Annotated in this window: 15 protein-coding genes; 6 read left to right on the forward strand and 9 right to left on the reverse strand. The window is 71.8% G+C overall.

The window, feature by feature from the left end:
- Positions 1–88: 88 nt before the first annotated feature.
- Positions 89–1813, forward strand: a complete 1725-nt coding sequence (gene lysS / locus ACIPPS_RS28650) for a lysine--tRNA ligase (RefSeq protein ID WP_401437805.1) — start codon at positions 89–91, stop codon at positions 1811–1813.
- Positions 1814–1969: 156 nt separating this feature from the next.
- On the opposite strand, the gene ACIPPS_RS28655 is transcribed toward lysS, so the two are convergent.
- From ACIPPS_RS28655 to ACIPPS_RS28665, 3 genes are all read right to left on the reverse strand, one after another.
- Positions 1970–3271: a DUF2637 domain-containing protein gene (locus ACIPPS_RS28655; RefSeq protein WP_401437807.1), complete on the reverse strand. Its 1302-nt coding sequence runs from the start codon at positions 3269–3271 to the stop codon at positions 1970–1972.
- A 139-nt stretch (positions 3272–3410) separates the two neighbouring features.
- Positions 3411–4133, reverse strand: coding sequence for a DUF3558 domain-containing protein (locus ACIPPS_RS28660; protein ID WP_401437810.1), 723 nt, complete (start codon positions 4131–4133; stop codon positions 3411–3413).
- A gap of 141 nt (positions 4134–4274) precedes the next feature.
- Positions 4275–5219, reverse strand: coding sequence for a DUF3558 domain-containing protein (locus ACIPPS_RS28665; protein ID WP_401437812.1), 945 nt, complete (start codon positions 5217–5219; stop codon positions 4275–4277).
- Between the two features lie 174 nt (positions 5220–5393).
- Here ACIPPS_RS28665 and ACIPPS_RS28670 point away from each other — a divergent pair, with 174 nt between their 5' ends.
- Positions 5394–6587, forward strand: a complete 1194-nt coding sequence (locus tag ACIPPS_RS28670) for an RtcB family protein (RefSeq protein ID WP_401437814.1) — start codon at positions 5394–5396, stop codon at positions 6585–6587.
- A gap of 71 nt (positions 6588–6658) precedes the next feature.
- On the opposite strand, the gene ACIPPS_RS28675 is transcribed toward ACIPPS_RS28670, so the two are convergent.
- Positions 6659–7423, reverse strand: coding sequence for an SDR family NAD(P)-dependent oxidoreductase (locus ACIPPS_RS28675; protein ID WP_401438560.1), 765 nt, complete (start codon positions 7421–7423; stop codon positions 6659–6661).
- Between the two features lie 171 nt (positions 7424–7594).
- On the opposite strand from ACIPPS_RS28675, the gene ACIPPS_RS28680 reads away from it, so the two are divergent.
- Positions 7595–8065: a hypothetical protein gene (locus ACIPPS_RS28680; RefSeq protein WP_401437817.1), complete on the forward strand. Its 471-nt coding sequence runs from the start codon at positions 7595–7597 to the stop codon at positions 8063–8065.
- An 8-nt stretch (positions 8066–8073) separates the two neighbouring features.
- On the opposite strand, the gene ACIPPS_RS28685 is transcribed toward ACIPPS_RS28680, so the two are convergent.
- Positions 8074–9513 (reverse strand): FAD-dependent monooxygenase, encoded by a 1440-nt coding sequence (locus tag ACIPPS_RS28685; protein WP_401437820.1) that lies wholly within the window; start codon positions 9511–9513, stop codon positions 8074–8076.
- 67 nt (positions 9514–9580) lie between these two features.
- Here ACIPPS_RS28685 and ACIPPS_RS28690 point away from each other — a divergent pair, with 67 nt between their 5' ends.
- On the forward strand, positions 9581–10141 hold the full coding sequence (locus ACIPPS_RS28690; RefSeq protein ID WP_401437823.1) for a TetR family transcriptional regulator: 561 nt from the start codon (positions 9581–9583) through the stop codon (positions 10139–10141).
- A gap of 98 nt (positions 10142–10239) precedes the next feature.
- On the opposite strand, the gene ACIPPS_RS28695 is transcribed toward ACIPPS_RS28690, so the two are convergent.
- Entirely contained in the window at positions 10240–10977 is a 738-nt protein-coding gene (locus ACIPPS_RS28695) for a Mut7-C RNAse domain-containing protein (protein WP_401437825.1), read from the reverse strand.
- 234 nt (positions 10978–11211) lie between these two features.
- Here ACIPPS_RS28695 and ACIPPS_RS28700 point away from each other — a divergent pair, with 234 nt between their 5' ends.
- Entirely contained in the window at positions 11212–11655 is a 444-nt protein-coding gene (locus ACIPPS_RS28700; RefSeq protein WP_401437828.1) for a GNAT family N-acetyltransferase, read from the forward strand.
- On the opposite strand, the gene ACIPPS_RS28705 is transcribed toward ACIPPS_RS28700, so the two are convergent.
- The 3 genes from ACIPPS_RS28705 to ACIPPS_RS28715 are packed head-to-tail and all read right to left on the reverse strand — an operon-like array spanning position 11652 to position 13573.
- Positions 11652–12275 carry a GNAT family N-acetyltransferase gene (locus tag ACIPPS_RS28705; RefSeq protein WP_401437830.1) on the reverse strand — a complete coding sequence of 208 codons (624 nt, stop codon included), beginning with the start codon at positions 12273–12275 and terminating at the stop codon, positions 11652–11654. The two genes, ACIPPS_RS28700 and ACIPPS_RS28705, sit on opposite strands and share 4 nt — an antisense overlap.
- 14 nt (positions 12276–12289) lie before the next feature.
- The gene (locus ACIPPS_RS28710) at positions 12290–13264 is read right to left on the reverse strand and encodes a DUF6597 domain-containing transcriptional factor (protein ID WP_401437833.1); all 975 of its coding nucleotides are present in this window, start codon (positions 13262–13264) and stop codon (positions 12290–12292) included.
- A 54-nt stretch (positions 13265–13318) separates the two neighbouring features.
- On the reverse strand, positions 13319–13573 hold the full coding sequence (locus ACIPPS_RS28715; RefSeq protein ID WP_401437835.1) for a hypothetical protein: 255 nt from the start codon (positions 13571–13573) through the stop codon (positions 13319–13321).
- Between the two features lie 286 nt (positions 13574–13859).
- On the opposite strand from ACIPPS_RS28715, the gene ACIPPS_RS28720 reads away from it, so the two are divergent.
- On the forward strand, positions 13860–14789 hold the full coding sequence (locus ACIPPS_RS28720) for an ABC transporter substrate-binding protein (RefSeq protein ID WP_401437837.1): 930 nt from the start codon (positions 13860–13862) through the stop codon (positions 14787–14789).
- The last annotated feature ends 201 nt before the right edge of the window (positions 14790–14990 follow it).

Below are 14990 nucleotides of genomic sequence, written 5' to 3' on the forward strand. Positions count from 1 at the left end.
ACCTCGGAGCGGGCCCTTCCGTCTGGGAGAATGACTGACGTAAGGCTGCAAGGCTTTCGAGGGACCAAGGAAGAAGGACGTACCGACCGTGGCTCAGAGCAGCACCGAGACCGACTGGGTCTCCCGTTTCGCGGACGAGGTCATCGCCGAGTCGGAGCGACGTGCGCCTGGCAAACCGGTCGTCGTCGCCTCCGGACTCTCCCCCTCCGGCCCCATCCACCTGGGCAACCTCCGCGAGGTCATGACCCCGCACCTGGTCGCCGACGAGGTCCGGCGGCGCGGGCACGAGGTCCGGCACCTGATCTCCTGGGACGACTACGACCGGTACCGCAAGGTGCCGAACGGCGTCGCGGGCATCGACGACTCCTGGGGCGAGCACATCGGCAAGCCGCTGACGTCCGTGCCCGCCCCCGCCGGCTCGCCGCACGCGAACTGGGCCGAGCACTTCAAGGCCGCCATGGTCGAGGCGCTCGCCGAACTGGGCGTGGAGTACGACTCGATCAGCCAGACGGAGCAGTACACCGCGGGCACCTACCGCGAGCAGATCCTGCACGCCATGAAGCACCGCGGCGACATCGACGCCATCCTCGACCAGTACCGGACGAAGAAGACGCCGAAGAAGCAGTCGCAGAAGCCCGTCGACGCCGCCGAGCTGGAGGCCGAGGCAGGCTCCGGCGCGGCCGACGAGGACGACGGCTCCGGCGGCACCGGCGGCTACTACCCGTACAAGCCGTACTGCGGCCGCTGCGAGAAGGACCTGACCGCCGTCACGTCGTACGACGACGAGACCACCGAGCTCGCCTACACCTGCACGGCATGCGGCTTCGCCGAGACCGTCAAGCTGAGCGAGTTCAACCGCGGCAAGCTGGTCTGGAAGGTCGACTGGCCCATGCGCTGGGCGTACGAAGGCGTCATCTTCGAGCCGTCCGGCGTCGACCACTCCTCGCCCGGCTCGTCCTTCGTCGTCGGCGGCCAGATCGTCCGCGAGATCTTCGACGGCGTCCAGCCCATCGGACCCATGTACGCCTTCGTCGGCATCAGCGGCATGGCCAAGATGTCCTCCTCGCGCGGCGGCGTACCCACCCCGGCCGACGCGCTGAAGATCATGGAGGCGCCGCTGCTGCGCTGGCTCTACGCCCGCCGCAGGCCCAACCAGTCCTTCAAGATCGCCTTCGACCAGGAGATCCAGCGGCTGTACGACGAGTGGGACAAGCTGGAGGCCAAGGTCGCCGACGGCACCGTGCTGCCGGCGGACGCCGCCGCGCACACCCGCGCCGCCCGCACCGCCGCCGGCGAGCTGCCCCGCACGCCTCGGCCGCTGCCCTACCGCACGCTCGCCTCGGTCATGGACATCACCGCCGGCCACGACGAGCAGACCCTCCGGATCCTCACCGAACTGGACCCGGAGCAGCCCGTCACCTCCCTCGACGAGGTCCGGCCCCGCCTGGACCGCGCCGAGAACTGGATCACCACCCAGGTCCCGGCCGACCAGCGCACCATCGTCCGCGACGAGCCCGACACCGAGCTCCTCGGCTCCCTCGACGACGAGGGCCGCGAATCCCTGCGCCTCCTCCTGGAGGGCCTGGACACCCACTGGTCCCTCGACGGCCTCACCACCCTCGTCTACGGCGTGCCGAAGGTCATGGCCGGGCTCGACCCCGAGGCCAAGCCGACCCCCGAGCTGAAGGTCGCCCAGCGCTCCTTCTTCGCCCTGCTCTACAAGCTCCTCGTCAGCCGCGAGACCGGGCCCCGCCTGCCCACGCTGCTCCTCGCGGTCGGCGCCGGACGCGTGCGCAAGCTGCTCGGCGCGTAACCGTCGGCACGGCAAGGGCCGCCGCCGGGATACCGGGGGCGGCCCTTTTCGGTGCCAAGCGTTCGGTGCCAAGCCTTTGGTGGCCGGTGGCCGGTGGGCCGGTAGGTCAGCGGGCCGATCGCCCGGCGGGCGGTCTGAGCCCTGACCCGCCACCGGTCACGGAATGTGGTTCTCCGCCATCTCCTGCTCAAGACGGTGACGGAGTTGCGGAGTCAACTCCCTCAGGATCGACGCGCTCCGCGGATGCCGCACGCCGTACATGTCGCTGAGCCGTATGTCGAGCTGCTCGGCGTTAGGGAAATCCTGCCGCTCCTCGACGTAGTCCCACATCGCCTTGTAGGCCGCCTCCGCGAACTCGTCCGCGGGCGGCTCCGGCTCGACGTACTCCGGGTACTCCTCGAAGTGCTCCGGCCCCTGCTCCTGCCGGGGACCGGGGATCGAAAGCTCCTCCGGGCCGTACGGCACCGCCACCGGCGTCGGCTCCAGGCCCTCCACGATCTGCGGCGCGTAAGCCCCCTCGTACGCCTCCGGCGGCAGCTGCTGCGCCTGGAACCACGGGCTGTCGTGGTTCGGCTCCTGCTCCGGTCCGCCGGACTCCGCTCCCTGCGGCCCCTGCGGCCCCTGCGTCTGCGGCTGCTGCTGGTGCGGCGGCTGTTGCTGGGTCGCCCCCTGCGGCAGCTGCGGAGCCATCGGCGTCATCGGCGTCATCTGCGCCGGCGCCGGGATCGCCTCGGGCTGCGCGACCACCGGTTGCGGCGGCAGCAGCACCGGCTCCACACCCGCCGCCGCGAGCCCCGCCGCGGCCGTCTCCGCCAGCGGCACACCGTACTTCGCCAGCCGCAGCGGCATCAGCGCCTCCACCGGCGCCTTCCGGCGCCACGCACGGCCGAACCGTGCCTGCAACCGTGCCTGGTAGATCAGCCGGTCCTGCTCCAGCTTGATCACCTGCTCGTACGACCGCAGCTCCCACAGCTTCATCCGCCGCCACAGGCGGAACGTCGGCACCGGCGACAGCAGCCAACGCGTCAGCCGCACACCCTCCATGTGCTTGTCGGCGGTGATGTCGGCTATGCGACCCACCGCGTGACGGGCCGCCTCCACCGCCACCACGAACAGCACGGGGATCACCGCGTGCATCCCCACACCCAGCGGGTCGGGCCACGCCGCGGCGCCGTTGAACGCGATCGTCGATGCCGTCAGCACCCACGCCGTCTGCCGCAGCAGCGGGAACGGGATCCGGATCCAGGTCAGCAGCAGATCCAGTGCCAACAGCACACAGATACCCGCGTCGATGCCGATCGGGAAGAAGTACGAGAAGTCGCCGAAGCCCTTCTCCACGGCGAGCTCGCGCACAGCTGCGTACGAACCCGCGAAACCGATACCGGCGATGATCACCGCACCGGCGATCACCACACCGATCAGCACCTTGTGCGTGCGTGTCAGCTGCACCGCGGCCACCCGCGATCCCCTCCCGTCAATCCACATCTCGCGGGCACAGCGTGGCACACGCGTGAGGAGCCCGGCCCTCGGGGGAGGGACAGGCTCCTCGAAAACACGTGCAAATACGGGTGTACGCGACGCCCGGCGGCTTCTCGACCTACTTGTTGGCCGCCGCGACCGCCGCCACGGCCTCCTTCGACGCCTTCACCGCGCCGTCCAGGACCGTCTTGTCCGAGGGGGTGTCGGCGCCCGCGTAACCGGCGCCGTTGTACGTCAGCAGCACCAGCACATTGCCCGTACGCGCCACGACCGAGGCGTACTTGAAGTCTTCGTCCGTCTTCTTCAGGTCGTACGCCACCGTCGTCGACTGGTCACCGATGCCCGACCCGTCCGCCGTCCGCAGCTTCTTCGCGCCCTCGGTCGCCTGCAGCTTGGCGAGCTCCTTGGCGAAGTTGTCCTGGGCGCGCTTCTCGCCGCTGCCGAGGGAGGCGTCCGACGCGTAACGGTAGAAGGAGACGTCGAGCCAGCGGTACTGCGAGCCCTTCACGCCCTTGTCGTCCAGGCCGTTCCACGAGCAGCCGCCGCGACTCGTGGCGTCGCTCGTCGCCGTCGCCGTACCGTTCTTCGCCTTCGCCTTCGGCACCAGGCTCGCCGTCGTCTTCGCGGAGATCGCCTTGCAGACCTCGGGCAGCTTCGCGAACTTCGCGGGCTCGACCGTCTTCGTCGGCGTGGGGCTCGGAGTCGACGACGCCGAACCCTTGCCCTTGTCCGGCGTGTCCGCACCGCCGTCGGAGTCCGAGGAGCAGCCGGCGACGACGAGCATCACCGGGACGGCTGCGCAGGCGAGTATGCGGGTGAGTCGCGGGGCTGATCGGTGCATGGTTCCTTCAGTCGCTTGTCGTACGGTCCGGGTTCCGGGTCCGGCGCGGGTGCGGTCGGGAGGGAGGTACGCCGACACGTTACGTGGTCCGGGAGCGGTCACGGAGTGAGTCCGTACGCCCGCCGAACGCCTCCGGGACGGCTACTCCTCCAGCCGCTCGGCGAGCAGCCGGGCCAGGTTCCGGGCCTTTTCCTGCAGTTCCTGGCTGTCCGGGGCCTCCGCGGAACCCGTCGTCTGCTCGACGTACTCGACCGTCACGATCACGTTGGATGTGCGGAACACCACGCTCACGGTGCGGTGCCGGCCGTTCGCGCCGCCCGCGCTGAGCGCGTCGTCGAGGAAGGCGACCTGCCCGAGACCCTCCAGGACGCGGGGCTCGAGACCGGTGGTGGGCGTGCCGGAGGGGGTGCCGCTGGAGTCGGTGGGCGTTTCCGGCGGCGGCCCGGTGGGGGTCGTGGCGCCGCTCGGGCTGCCGCCCGCCGGGGCGTCCGGATTGGTCGGGGTGGTCGCGGCGTCCGTGGTGCTGGAGGTGGTCGCGGCGCTCGGGTCGCCCGGGGCACCCGGGTTGCCGCTCTCCGTGCCCGTCGACGGGCTCGACGGCGTGCCGCTCGGGGTCGTCCCGGTGGGGCTCGGGGGCGGCTGCGGAAGGTCCGCCGCCACCTGCTTGCGCGAGAACACCTCCTGCGCGCTGTCGTCGTCGCTGACCGTCGGGTCGTACGACACCACCCGCTCGATGTCGAGCCGCAGCCGGTGCATCGCGTCGGGCGTATCGGCCTTCCAGCTGCAGCCGACACGACGGTCGGTGTCGTACGTGACGGCGGCCGCGCCGCGGTACACCGCTTCCCGCTCGTCGTCCGGGAGCAGGGTGGCGCCCGGGAGCAGGTCGCGGAGGGTGTTCTGCGGGATCGCGCCGCAGGGCTCGAAGAGGGTGCGGTAGCGGCCGGGGGGCGCGGCGGGAGCGGCCGGACCTGCCTTGGAGTCGACGGCACCGGTGTCGGATCCGCTGCCCGAGGAGCATCCGGTGAGCCCCAGGACGAGCGCCGCGCCGAGCGCTGCCAGACCGGGTACGTACGCCTGTCGTTGCACGCTCTCAGGCTCCCTTCTCCCGAAGACTTCCCCGAAAACCCTTTGCCGCCGGAGACCGGTCGGTGGACACAATGTCTATCGCACGCGCTGCCGTCGATGCCGGTCCGTCGTCACCTGTACGGGCCTTGGAACCGGTTTTTGCGTTATCAGGCTTACTGGGGGAATTGAGGAAGTATGTCGTATGTAGAGGTACCGGGTGCGAAGGTGCCCATCCGGATGTGGACCGATCCTTCCATGATCGACGACGGCGCGATGCGCCAGCTCCACAACGTGGCCACGCTCCCGTGGATCAAGGGCCTGGCCGTGATGCCGGACGTGCACTACGGCAAGGGTGCGACGGTCGGCTCGGTGATCGCGATGGGCGGGGCGGTGTGCCCGGCGGCTGTGGGTGTGGACATCGGCTGCGGGATGTCGGCGGTGAAGACGTCGCTGACGGCGAACGACCTGCCGGGGGATCTGTCGCGGCTGCGGTCGAAGATCGAGCAGGCGATTCCGGTGGGGCGGGGGATGCACCGGGAGATGGTGGACCCGACGCGGCTCTATCAGTTCCCCACGGCGGGGTGGGGCGATCTGTGGTCGCGGTTCGACGGGATCGCGGAGTCGGTCAAATTCCGTCACGAACGCGCCGAGAAGCAGATGGGAACGCTAGGCAGTGGCAATCATTTTGCTGAAGTTTGTCTAGATATGTCCGGTTCGGTGTGGCTCATGCTGCACTCGGGGTCGCGCAACATCGGCAAGGAGCTCGCCGAACACCACATCGGTGAGGCGCAGAAGCTGCCCCACAACCAGGGGCTCGTCGACCGTGACCTCGCGGTCTTCGTCGCGGACACCCCGCAGATGGCCGCGTACCGCAACGACCTCTTCTGGGCGCAGGAGTACGCGAAGTACAACCGCGCGGTGATGATGGCGCTCTTCCAGGAGGTTCTCCGCCGGGAGTTCCGCAAGGCGAAGGTGGCCTTCGAGCCGGTGATCTCCTGCCACCACAACTACGTGGCGGAGGAGCGGTACGAGGGGATGGACCTGCTGGTCACCCGTAAGGGCGCGATCCGGGCCGGCTCCGGCGAGTTCGGGATCATCCCGGGCTCGATGGGCACCGGTTCGTACATCGTGAAGGGGCTCGGCAACGAGGCCGCGTTCAACTCGGCCTCGCACGGCGCCGGTCGGAAGATGAGCCGGAGTGCGGCGAAGAGGCGCTTCTCCACGCGGGACCTGGAGGAGCAGACGCGGGGAGTGGAGTGCCGGAAGGACTCCGGTGTCGTGGACGAGATCCCCGGCGCGTACAAGCCGATCGAGAAGGTGATGGAGCAGCAGCGGGACCTGGTCGAGGTCGTCGCGAAGCTGAAGCAGGTCATCTGCGTGAAGGGTTGACGCCCGCGGTCTTCGCGGGAGGGAGGGGCCGGTGCCGAGCACCGGCCCCTCCCTCGCGTGCGAGCGCCCGCTCAGAGCTCGCGGTGGACCTTGGTGTTGGAGGCCTGGGCTCGGGGGCGGACCACCAGGAGGTCGATGTTGACGTGTGGGGGGCGGGTGCAGGCCCAGGTGATGGTGTCGGCGACGTCGTCCGCGGTGAGGGGGGCGGCTACGCCCGCGTAGACCTTGGCGGCCTTGTCGGTGTCGCCGCGGAAGCGGGTGGAGGCGAACTCGTCGGTCTTGACCATGCCCGGGGCGATCTCGATGACGCGGACCGGGGTGCCGACGATCTCCAGGCGGAGGGTCTCCGCGATGACGCGGGCGCCGTTCTTGGCGGCGACGTAGCCGGCGCCGCCTTCGTAGGTGGCGTGGCCGGCGGTGGAGGAGAGGACGACGACCGTGCCGTCTCCGCTCGCGGTGAGGGCGGGGAGCAGGGCCTGGGTGACGTTGAGGGTGCCGAGGACGTTGACCTCGTACATCTGGCGCCAGTCGTCGGGGTCGCCGGTGGCGACGGGGTCGGCGCCGAGGGCGCCGCCGGCGTTGTTGACGAGGACGGAGATCGTCCGGAAGGCCGTGGCGAAGGTCTGGACGGCCTCGCGGTCGGTGACGTCGAGGGCGTACGACGTGGCCTGGTGGCCGGCCTCGTTGAGCTCGGCGGCGAGGGCCTCGATGCGGTCCTTGCGGCGGGCGGTGAGGACGACGCGGTAGCCGGCGGCGGCGAGCTGCTTGGCGGTGGCGGCGCCGATGCCGCTGCTCGCTCCCGTGACGACGGCGATGGGGGTACCGGCGGCGGTCATGACGTGCTCCTCGCGCATGTGGTCGATTGTGTCGATCGCCCGGTCAGGATAGATCCGGGCGCTCTGTGGCCCGATCAGGGCTCCGGTGAGGTCCCGGCGGCTGGGGCGGTCCGGGACACGCTGGCTGAGGGTTAGTCACACCATGTGGTGATTCGTCGGTATCTTCTCGGTATGAGTGCGATGCGCAAGGCTGTGCTCGGCGCGGTTCTCGCGGCGGTGGTGGTGGTCGGGACGGGCGCGGGCGCCCGTGCCGTGGGGGCTGAGGCCGATCTGGCCCACCATGGCCGGCTCTCCTTGTGGGAGGGGCGGATCGGGGTCTGGCTGGTGAGTGAGAACCACGGGCCCTCGGACGTGTCCCAGGCGACGGTGCGCCTGGCGTTCTCCGAGCCGATGGCGGGCGGGCAGGAGCTGCCGCCGTCCTGCCTCTGGGGGAGCGATCGGATGGTCGTCTGCCGTACGGGTGAGCTGCGGGCCGCGGGGGCGGTGGAGGAGTTGGCGCTGGACCTGCGGACGGCGGGGTCTCCGGACGAGGTGGTCGTCGACATCTCCACGGTCTGGACCGACGGGACCGTCGACGGGAACCCGAGGAACGACCGGCATCGGGTTCTCGTGCTGGCCACGGGTGATCCGTACGTCTTCTGAGCCCCGGGTCAGTAGGCGTAGCCGTCGGGGCGGACCAGCAGTGTCGTGCGGCGGGTCGGGTCGGGCCAGGTGGCCCGTACGACGCGGGTCGGTGTGGTCGGGGCGGCGGGGAGGTGCGCGGGCGCGCCTTCCGGTGTGATGAGGACGAACTCGCCCGCGCGCAGCAGTTCGTAGAGCCTGCCTTCGCGCAGTCTCAGGTCCGGGACGCGTCGGTGGTCCCGGCCGTAGTCGATGCCGACGCCGCTGATCATGCCCATGGCCTTGCGGGAGGCGGCGGGCACCTTGTCGAGCAGGTGGGCGGCGACGGTGCGGAGGGTGCGCAGGAGAGGGCCGCGGGCCATGGCGAGGCGGACGATGGCGCCGCTGCTGCGGAGCACCGCCGCGCCGACGGGGTGGCGTTCGGTCTGGTAGCTGTCGAGGAGGGCCTCGGGGTCGGGGGCGTCGCCGTGCAGGACCGCGGCGAGCTTCCAGGAGAGGTTGGCGGCGTCCTGGAGGCCGGTGTTCATGCCCTGGCCGCCGGCGGGGGAGTGGACGTGGGCCGCGTCGCCGGCGAGGAAGACGCGGCCGACGCGGTAGGAGGGGGCCTGGCGTTCGTCGCTGTGGAAGCGGGAGATCCAGCGGGCGTCGTGCATGCCGTAGTCGGTGCCGAAGGCGAGGCGGGTGATGGTGCGGAGTTCGTCGAGTTCGACGGGCTCGCTGTCGGGGACCTGGCGGGTGCGGTTCCAGCCCATGACGCGGTACCAGCCGTCGCCGAAGGGGGCGATGAAGGCGAAGGCGTCGTCCACGCCGTTGACGCGGAGCAGCTCCTCGGGTTCTTCGGCGAGGCGGACGTCGGCGAGGACGAGGGAGCGGATCACCGCCGTGCCGGGGAAGGGCAGGCCGAGTGCTGTCCGGACGGCGCTGCGGACGCCGTCGGTGCCGACGAGATAGCGGGCGCGGAGGGTGGTGGGGGTGCCGTCGGCGTCGGTGACGTCGGCGGTGACCCGGTCGGTGTCCTGGTGGAGTCCGCGCAGTTCCGTGCCGTACCGGATGTCCACACCTGTGGACCGGGCGCGGTCTTCGAGGGCGCGCTCGACTTCGTACTGGGGGGTGACCAGGAGGTAGGCGAAGCGGGACGGCAGGCGGCTCATGTCGAGGGAGGGGTGGCCGAAGAGTCGTAGCCGGGTGATGGGGGTGCCGGTCGCGACGAGCGGGTCGGCGAGGCCCCGGGCGTCGAGCTGCTCCAGGGTGCGGGCGTGCACGGCGAAGGCCCGGGTGATGTTGCTGATGCCCTGGGGGCGCCGTTCGAGGAGTGTGACGTGGAGGCCCGCGGCGGCGAGGTCGCCGGCGAGGAGCATGCCGGTGGGGCCCGCGCCGACGACGAGGACGTCGGTGTCCTGGTGGTTCATGGCTGCCTCCTGCTGGCTGCGTGTGCCATCAACGGTTGTTGGCCAACGTGTGTTGGTCAACGCTTGTTGGCAACGGTAGAACCGTCCACCCTGGCGCGTCAACACCCGTTGGCCTACAGTTGTTGGCATGACGACCGCCCGCCGCTCCGACGCCACCCGCGCCGCGATCCTCGAAGCCGCCCGCGACCACTTCGCGTCCGACGGCTACGAGCGCGCCACCATCCGCGCCATCGCCCGTGACGCCGGAATCGATCCGTCGATGGTGATGCGCTACTACGGCAGCAAGGAAGGGCTGTTCACCGCGGCGTCCGACTTCGAGCTGGCCCTTCCCGAACTCGCCGCGCTGCCCTCCCAGCACATCGGCGCGGTCCTGGTCCGGCACTTCCTCGAACGCTGGGAACGGGACGACGTGCTGACCGCGCTCCTGCGCGTCGGGGTCACCAACCCCGCGGGCGTCGAGCGGATGCAGACGATCTTCGCGGAGCAGCTCGGGCCGATCACCCGCGGTGTCTGCCCGGACCCGGCCGAGGCGCCGCGCCGCGCCGCGCTGGTCGCCTCGCAGATCCTCGGCATGGCGCTCACCCGCTACGTGCTGCGGTTCCCGCCCGCGGCCGAGATGTCCACGGACGAGATCGTCGCCTGGCTGGCGCCGACGATCCAGCGCTACCTGACGGCCCCGGAGCCGTAGTCCGTCGACCCTGGTGGCCGGAATCGGGGCCGAGGGCCGGGGGTTGTGCGCTCGGGGGCCCGGGCTGTGCGCTCGGGGGTCCGGGGCTGTGCACTCGGTCAGTGGGTCGCCGCGCCGCCGAACTCGCGCAGCGCGTCGGAGACGATCGCCTCCAGGCGGGCGTGGTGGGCGCCTCGCCAGTACACCCGCTCGCACCGCGTACAGCTGGCGAAGACGTCGTACGTCTTCTCCGTGCCCTGCTCCAGGCGCTCGCGCACCGCGTCCTTGTCGGCGTCGGTCAGCGGCCCGTTGCAGGCGGTGCACCGGGTCCAGGGCGCCAGGTGCGGTGCGAACCGCTCCAGTACGTCACGGAGTTGGTCGTCGGGCTGGTCGCTGTACACATAGGCGCCCGCCCACAGCTCCCGGCGGCGCAGCAGCCCCCGGTCCCTTGAGAGCATCACGCGCTGCTCCTGAGCGGAGAGCGTCGCCAGCGCCGGGTCCCCGATGTCCGCGCTCTCGTACGCAGCGTCCACCCCGAGGAGTCGCAACCGCCGCGCGAGCGTGCCCAGATGTACGTCGAGGAGGAACCGGAGCGGGGCGCCGGGCACCGACTGGGGGCGCTCGACCTCCTCGACCTCGACCGCCTCGCCGACGGCCGGCACGTGGGAGGCGTCCACCGGGTGCCCGTCGACCAGGAGCCGGCCGGCTTCCGTCAGCGGCACACCCAGCGACTCCACGACATGGCCGAGCGTCGAGACGCCGTCGGTGGTCACGGCGGTGCGTCCCGCGCGGCGATCCGTCGAGACGAAGAGCCGCAGGCGGGGCGCGAAGCTGATCTGGATCTCCGGTCCGTTCACGGGGACAGGATCTCACCGCGGTCCGCCGCGCGGCCAGGCATTTCGGTCCGAGCCGTCCGGCCACGGTGCTGCCGGGTGCTGCCGGGTGGTGCCGGTGGTGCCGGTGGTGCCGGGTGGTGCCGGGTGGTGCCGAGGTGGCCCGGGTGGTGTCGGGGCGGCGGGGCGACATGTCCGCGAGTGGCCGCCGCCCGCCAACCCTGAAACATCCCTGAGGCCCTGCGGTACCGTCCCCGCATGAAGATCGTCGACCTCGAACCCGGCGACCCGCGCCTGGAATCCGAGCTGCTTCCCGTCCTGCGCGAACTGCGCCCGCACCTCACGCCGGAACTCTTCCGCGACGTCTACCGCGAAGGCCACGCCCAAGGCCTGCGCTTCAGCGCCGCGTACACCGAGGACGGCGTCTGCGCGGGTGTCGCCGGGTGGCGGATCGTCGCCAACACCGGCGCGATCCGCAAGCTCTACGTCGACGACCTCGTCACCGCGTCGACCGTCCGCTCGACCGGCGTCGGTCACGCACTGCTGACCTACCTGGAGCGGCACGCGCGCGCCACCGGCTGTCACGAGCTCAACCTGGACTCCGGCACCCACCGCACCGCCGCCCACCGCTTCTACCTGCGCGAGCGCCTCGACATCGTCGCCTTCAACTTCGCCAAGGAACTCACCTCCCCGGACGACTAGGCAGAGGGCAGGACCTCGGCGTTCAGGTCCAGGCGCCAGTCGTTGCAGTGCAGGGGATGGCCCGGCGGGTACTCCAGCTCGCACTCGCCGCGAAGCTCGAATCCGGCCTTGCGGCAGACCGCGTTCGACGGCCCGTCGGCCGTCGACGGGAAGGCGTGCAGGTGGCGGTGGGTGTGCTCGGCGCGGGCCAGCGCGGCCACCGCGCGCGTGGCGGCCGTCGCCACACCCCGCCCCTGGGAACCGGGCAGCACCGTCCAGCCCGTCTCGTACACCAGCTCCCCGTCCCAGGTCTGTTCCCAGAAGCCGATGCTGCCGGCCGCGACCTCCTCGGGGACCAACACGATCCGGAACATCCGGCCCGTACTGGTCCGTTCGGCGCTCAGATTCACGTAGCGCCGGTGGCGCTTCCGCAGCGCTTCCTCGGTCTCCGGGCCGCCCAGGTGTGCCATGAGCTCCGGGGCGTTCATGGCGCGCAGCAGCCCGAAGTCGTCCTCGGACCACGGTTCGAGACGTATCGGGGAGGCGTTCGGAGGCGCGGCGTTCGGAGGCGCGGCGTTCGGACGCGAGACGTTTGAAGGGGCGGGGTTCGACGGGTCGGGGTTCGAGGAGGCGGGGTCCATGGGCGCACTGTAGGTCAGGGGTCCGACACCCTTCGGGTGTACGCGGTGGGCGGCACCCCGACCGTCGCCGTGAAGTCCCGTACGAGGTGGGCCTGATCGCTGTAGCCCAGCTCGGCCGCGAGGCCCGCCCAGTCCGGGGAGCCCTGGGGTCCGGTGGCCTCGGCGCGCTCCAGGGCCTCGTGGATGCGGTAGCGGAGGATGACCCACTTCGGCCCGACGCCCACGTGGTGGGCGAACAGCCGCTGGAGGGAGCGGCTCGACAGCCCTGCCGCGCGGGCCAGTTCGGAGACGCGGCGGATCGACCGGTCCGTGCGGGCCAGCTGCACCAGCTCCATGGCCTGCGTCGCCTGCGGATCGGGTGCGGGGCCGTGGGCGAGGAGGAAGGCGTCGAGCGCCGCCACGCGCGCGTGGTCGGACTCCGGGCCGAGTACGGCCTCCAGGGAGGCGGCACCGGCGTCCGTGAAGACCTCGTCGAGCGGGACGCGTCGGCCCGTCCACTCCGACACCGGCCAGGCGGGGGCGAAGGGCCGGAAGCCGCCCGGGCGGAACTGGATGCCGCAGACCCGGCCCACGCCCGTGAGCTTCTTCGTGAAGAGGTCGAGGCCGATGCCGGAGAGCTCCGCGAGGGTGGTTGTCCTTTCGGGGGCGGCCGGGCGCCTTTCGCGCCTTTCGGGTCCTGCGTGCCCTTCGTGTCCGGTGTGCCGGCTGAGTCCGCTGGGGCCGTCGTGGTTCGCCGGTCCGTCGCCGTCGCCGTCGCCGCCGCCGTTGCCTGCGACTTCGTCGTATCGCTGGAAGACGATGTTCACCGACGGGTGCGGGACGACATGGCTCGCGTAGGGCACGGAGAGGTCCCAGTCGATGAGCCAGTAGTGCTCCAGGTACGGGCGCAGGTCCGGTGCCGGGTCGTGACGGCGGAACCGGACCCGGGCGAGGAGTTCGGCTGCGTCGACGATTCCCCGGGTGTCACGACGTGGACCGGCGGCAGTCATGTCGGGAGCCTAGGCGGAGCCTCGGACAGCGGGGTGCGACGCGGCGTTCGCCGCTCACGGCAGGCGGCCCGCGGAGCCCACCGAGAGGCTGGAGACGACCCTGCCGAAGGCGTCCTCCTCGGCCGGGGTCAGGGGCACGGTCTCCTGGGGGTGCCAGACCCGTTCCAACGGCACCGCCGGCCGTGCGTGGCGTGCGCCGCGCGCGCGGGAGCGGAGGCCGAGCGCCACCCACACGGCGGTGGATACGGCGAGCAGCCCGAAGAGGGTGACCACACGGGGGTCGGAGAACTGGCCGGGCAAGGTGGACATGGCTGACTCCGGGGAGCGAGGGCCGATGCGGGGGCGCGCCCTGGCAGGCGGCGCGCGCGCACGGCGCTGACGATTCCTACTGCTTCCTCCCGACCTGTTCAGTTAACACCACTGTGGGGGGCTTTCGGCAGAGGGTCCGGGTCCTACGTCCCGGGCGGGTGGGGGCGGGTCGTGGCTGGTGTATCGGCAGGCGTCGGTGGGTCGGAGGCCCTCTTGTGCGGGCCGGTGAAGCGCCGCAAGGTGTCGGGACAAGCAGGCGGGTTTCGGCCGGGGAGGGAGCAGCCGCATGTCGGAGACGAGGGCGTGGGGGTTCACCGACGACAGGGGTACGGCGCTGGAGGCCGTACGCGCGCCGGCGAGGGTGGCGGCCTATGTACGGGCCGGGGCGGCCCTGCTCGACCTGGGGGTGACGCCGGTCGCGGTGTACGGCTCCGGGCACGACGGCGACGCCCTCGACCCGGTCAAGGCCGGGCGGCTGGAATCGGCCGGGGTTCCGTACCTGGGGCCGGGGCGGAGCCTGGACGAGGCGCGGCTGCGGGCGCTGCGGCCCGAGCTGATCGTCGACGTGACGTACGACGGCAAGAGCGTGTACGCGCTGGACGAGGGGGTCGCGGAGCGGGTGGGTGCTCCGGTGGTGGCGCTCTCGGTGGGCAACGAACTGACGCTGGGCGCGATCATCGGGCGGTTCGGGGAGTTGGCGGAGGGGTTGGGTGGGGGCGGCGCGGTTGGTGGGGGCGGTGGTACGGGTGGGGGCGCGGGTGGGTCCGCTGGTTCGGGTGCCGATCCGGTGGCCGCTGCCGAGGAGGTGGTGCGGGGCGCGGCCGCGGGGGCGGACGTCCGGGTGCTCGCGCTCTCCGGGGCCGGTCCCGACCAGGTTCACCTCGCCCGGCCGCACGCCTGGCCGGAGCTTGCGCGGCTCCAGGAGCTCGGGGTGCGGTTGGTCGACCCCGGGCCGGGGCCCGGCGCGAACTGGCTGACGGGGGAGTGGGAGCGGGCGGTGGCGCTGGAGCCGGACCTTGTGCTGTACGACAGCCGGGCGAACGCGGTGGGGGCGGAGGCGTTGCCGTCGGTGGGGGGTGCGCGGGTGGCGCCGTGGAATCCGGAGACGCCGCCGAGTGGGGTGGCGCACGCCGCGTTCTTCCTGGAGCTTGCGGGGGCGTTGCGGGGCGGGGCGGGGCCCTCGGGGCGGGGCGGGGCGGAGCGGTGCGGGGCCTGAGCTGACCGTGCCCCCCGGGGGCGGGGCCTCGGCTGACCGTGCCTCCCGGGGCGGGGCCTGGGCTGGGCGGGCCCTGGGCGGGGGCCGGTCTCGTGGGTTGTGCCCACCCGTCCCGCCCTGCGGGACGATTGCCCACAACCGGGGGCTCCGTGCGGCGCCCGGCCCTGGGGCGCGTGCCCTGCGGGACGGTTGCCCACAACC

This window comes from Streptomyces sp. NPDC090127 (assembly GCF_044746945.1).
Taxonomy (GTDB): Bacteria; Actinomycetota; Actinomycetes; order Streptomycetales; family Streptomycetaceae; genus Streptomyces.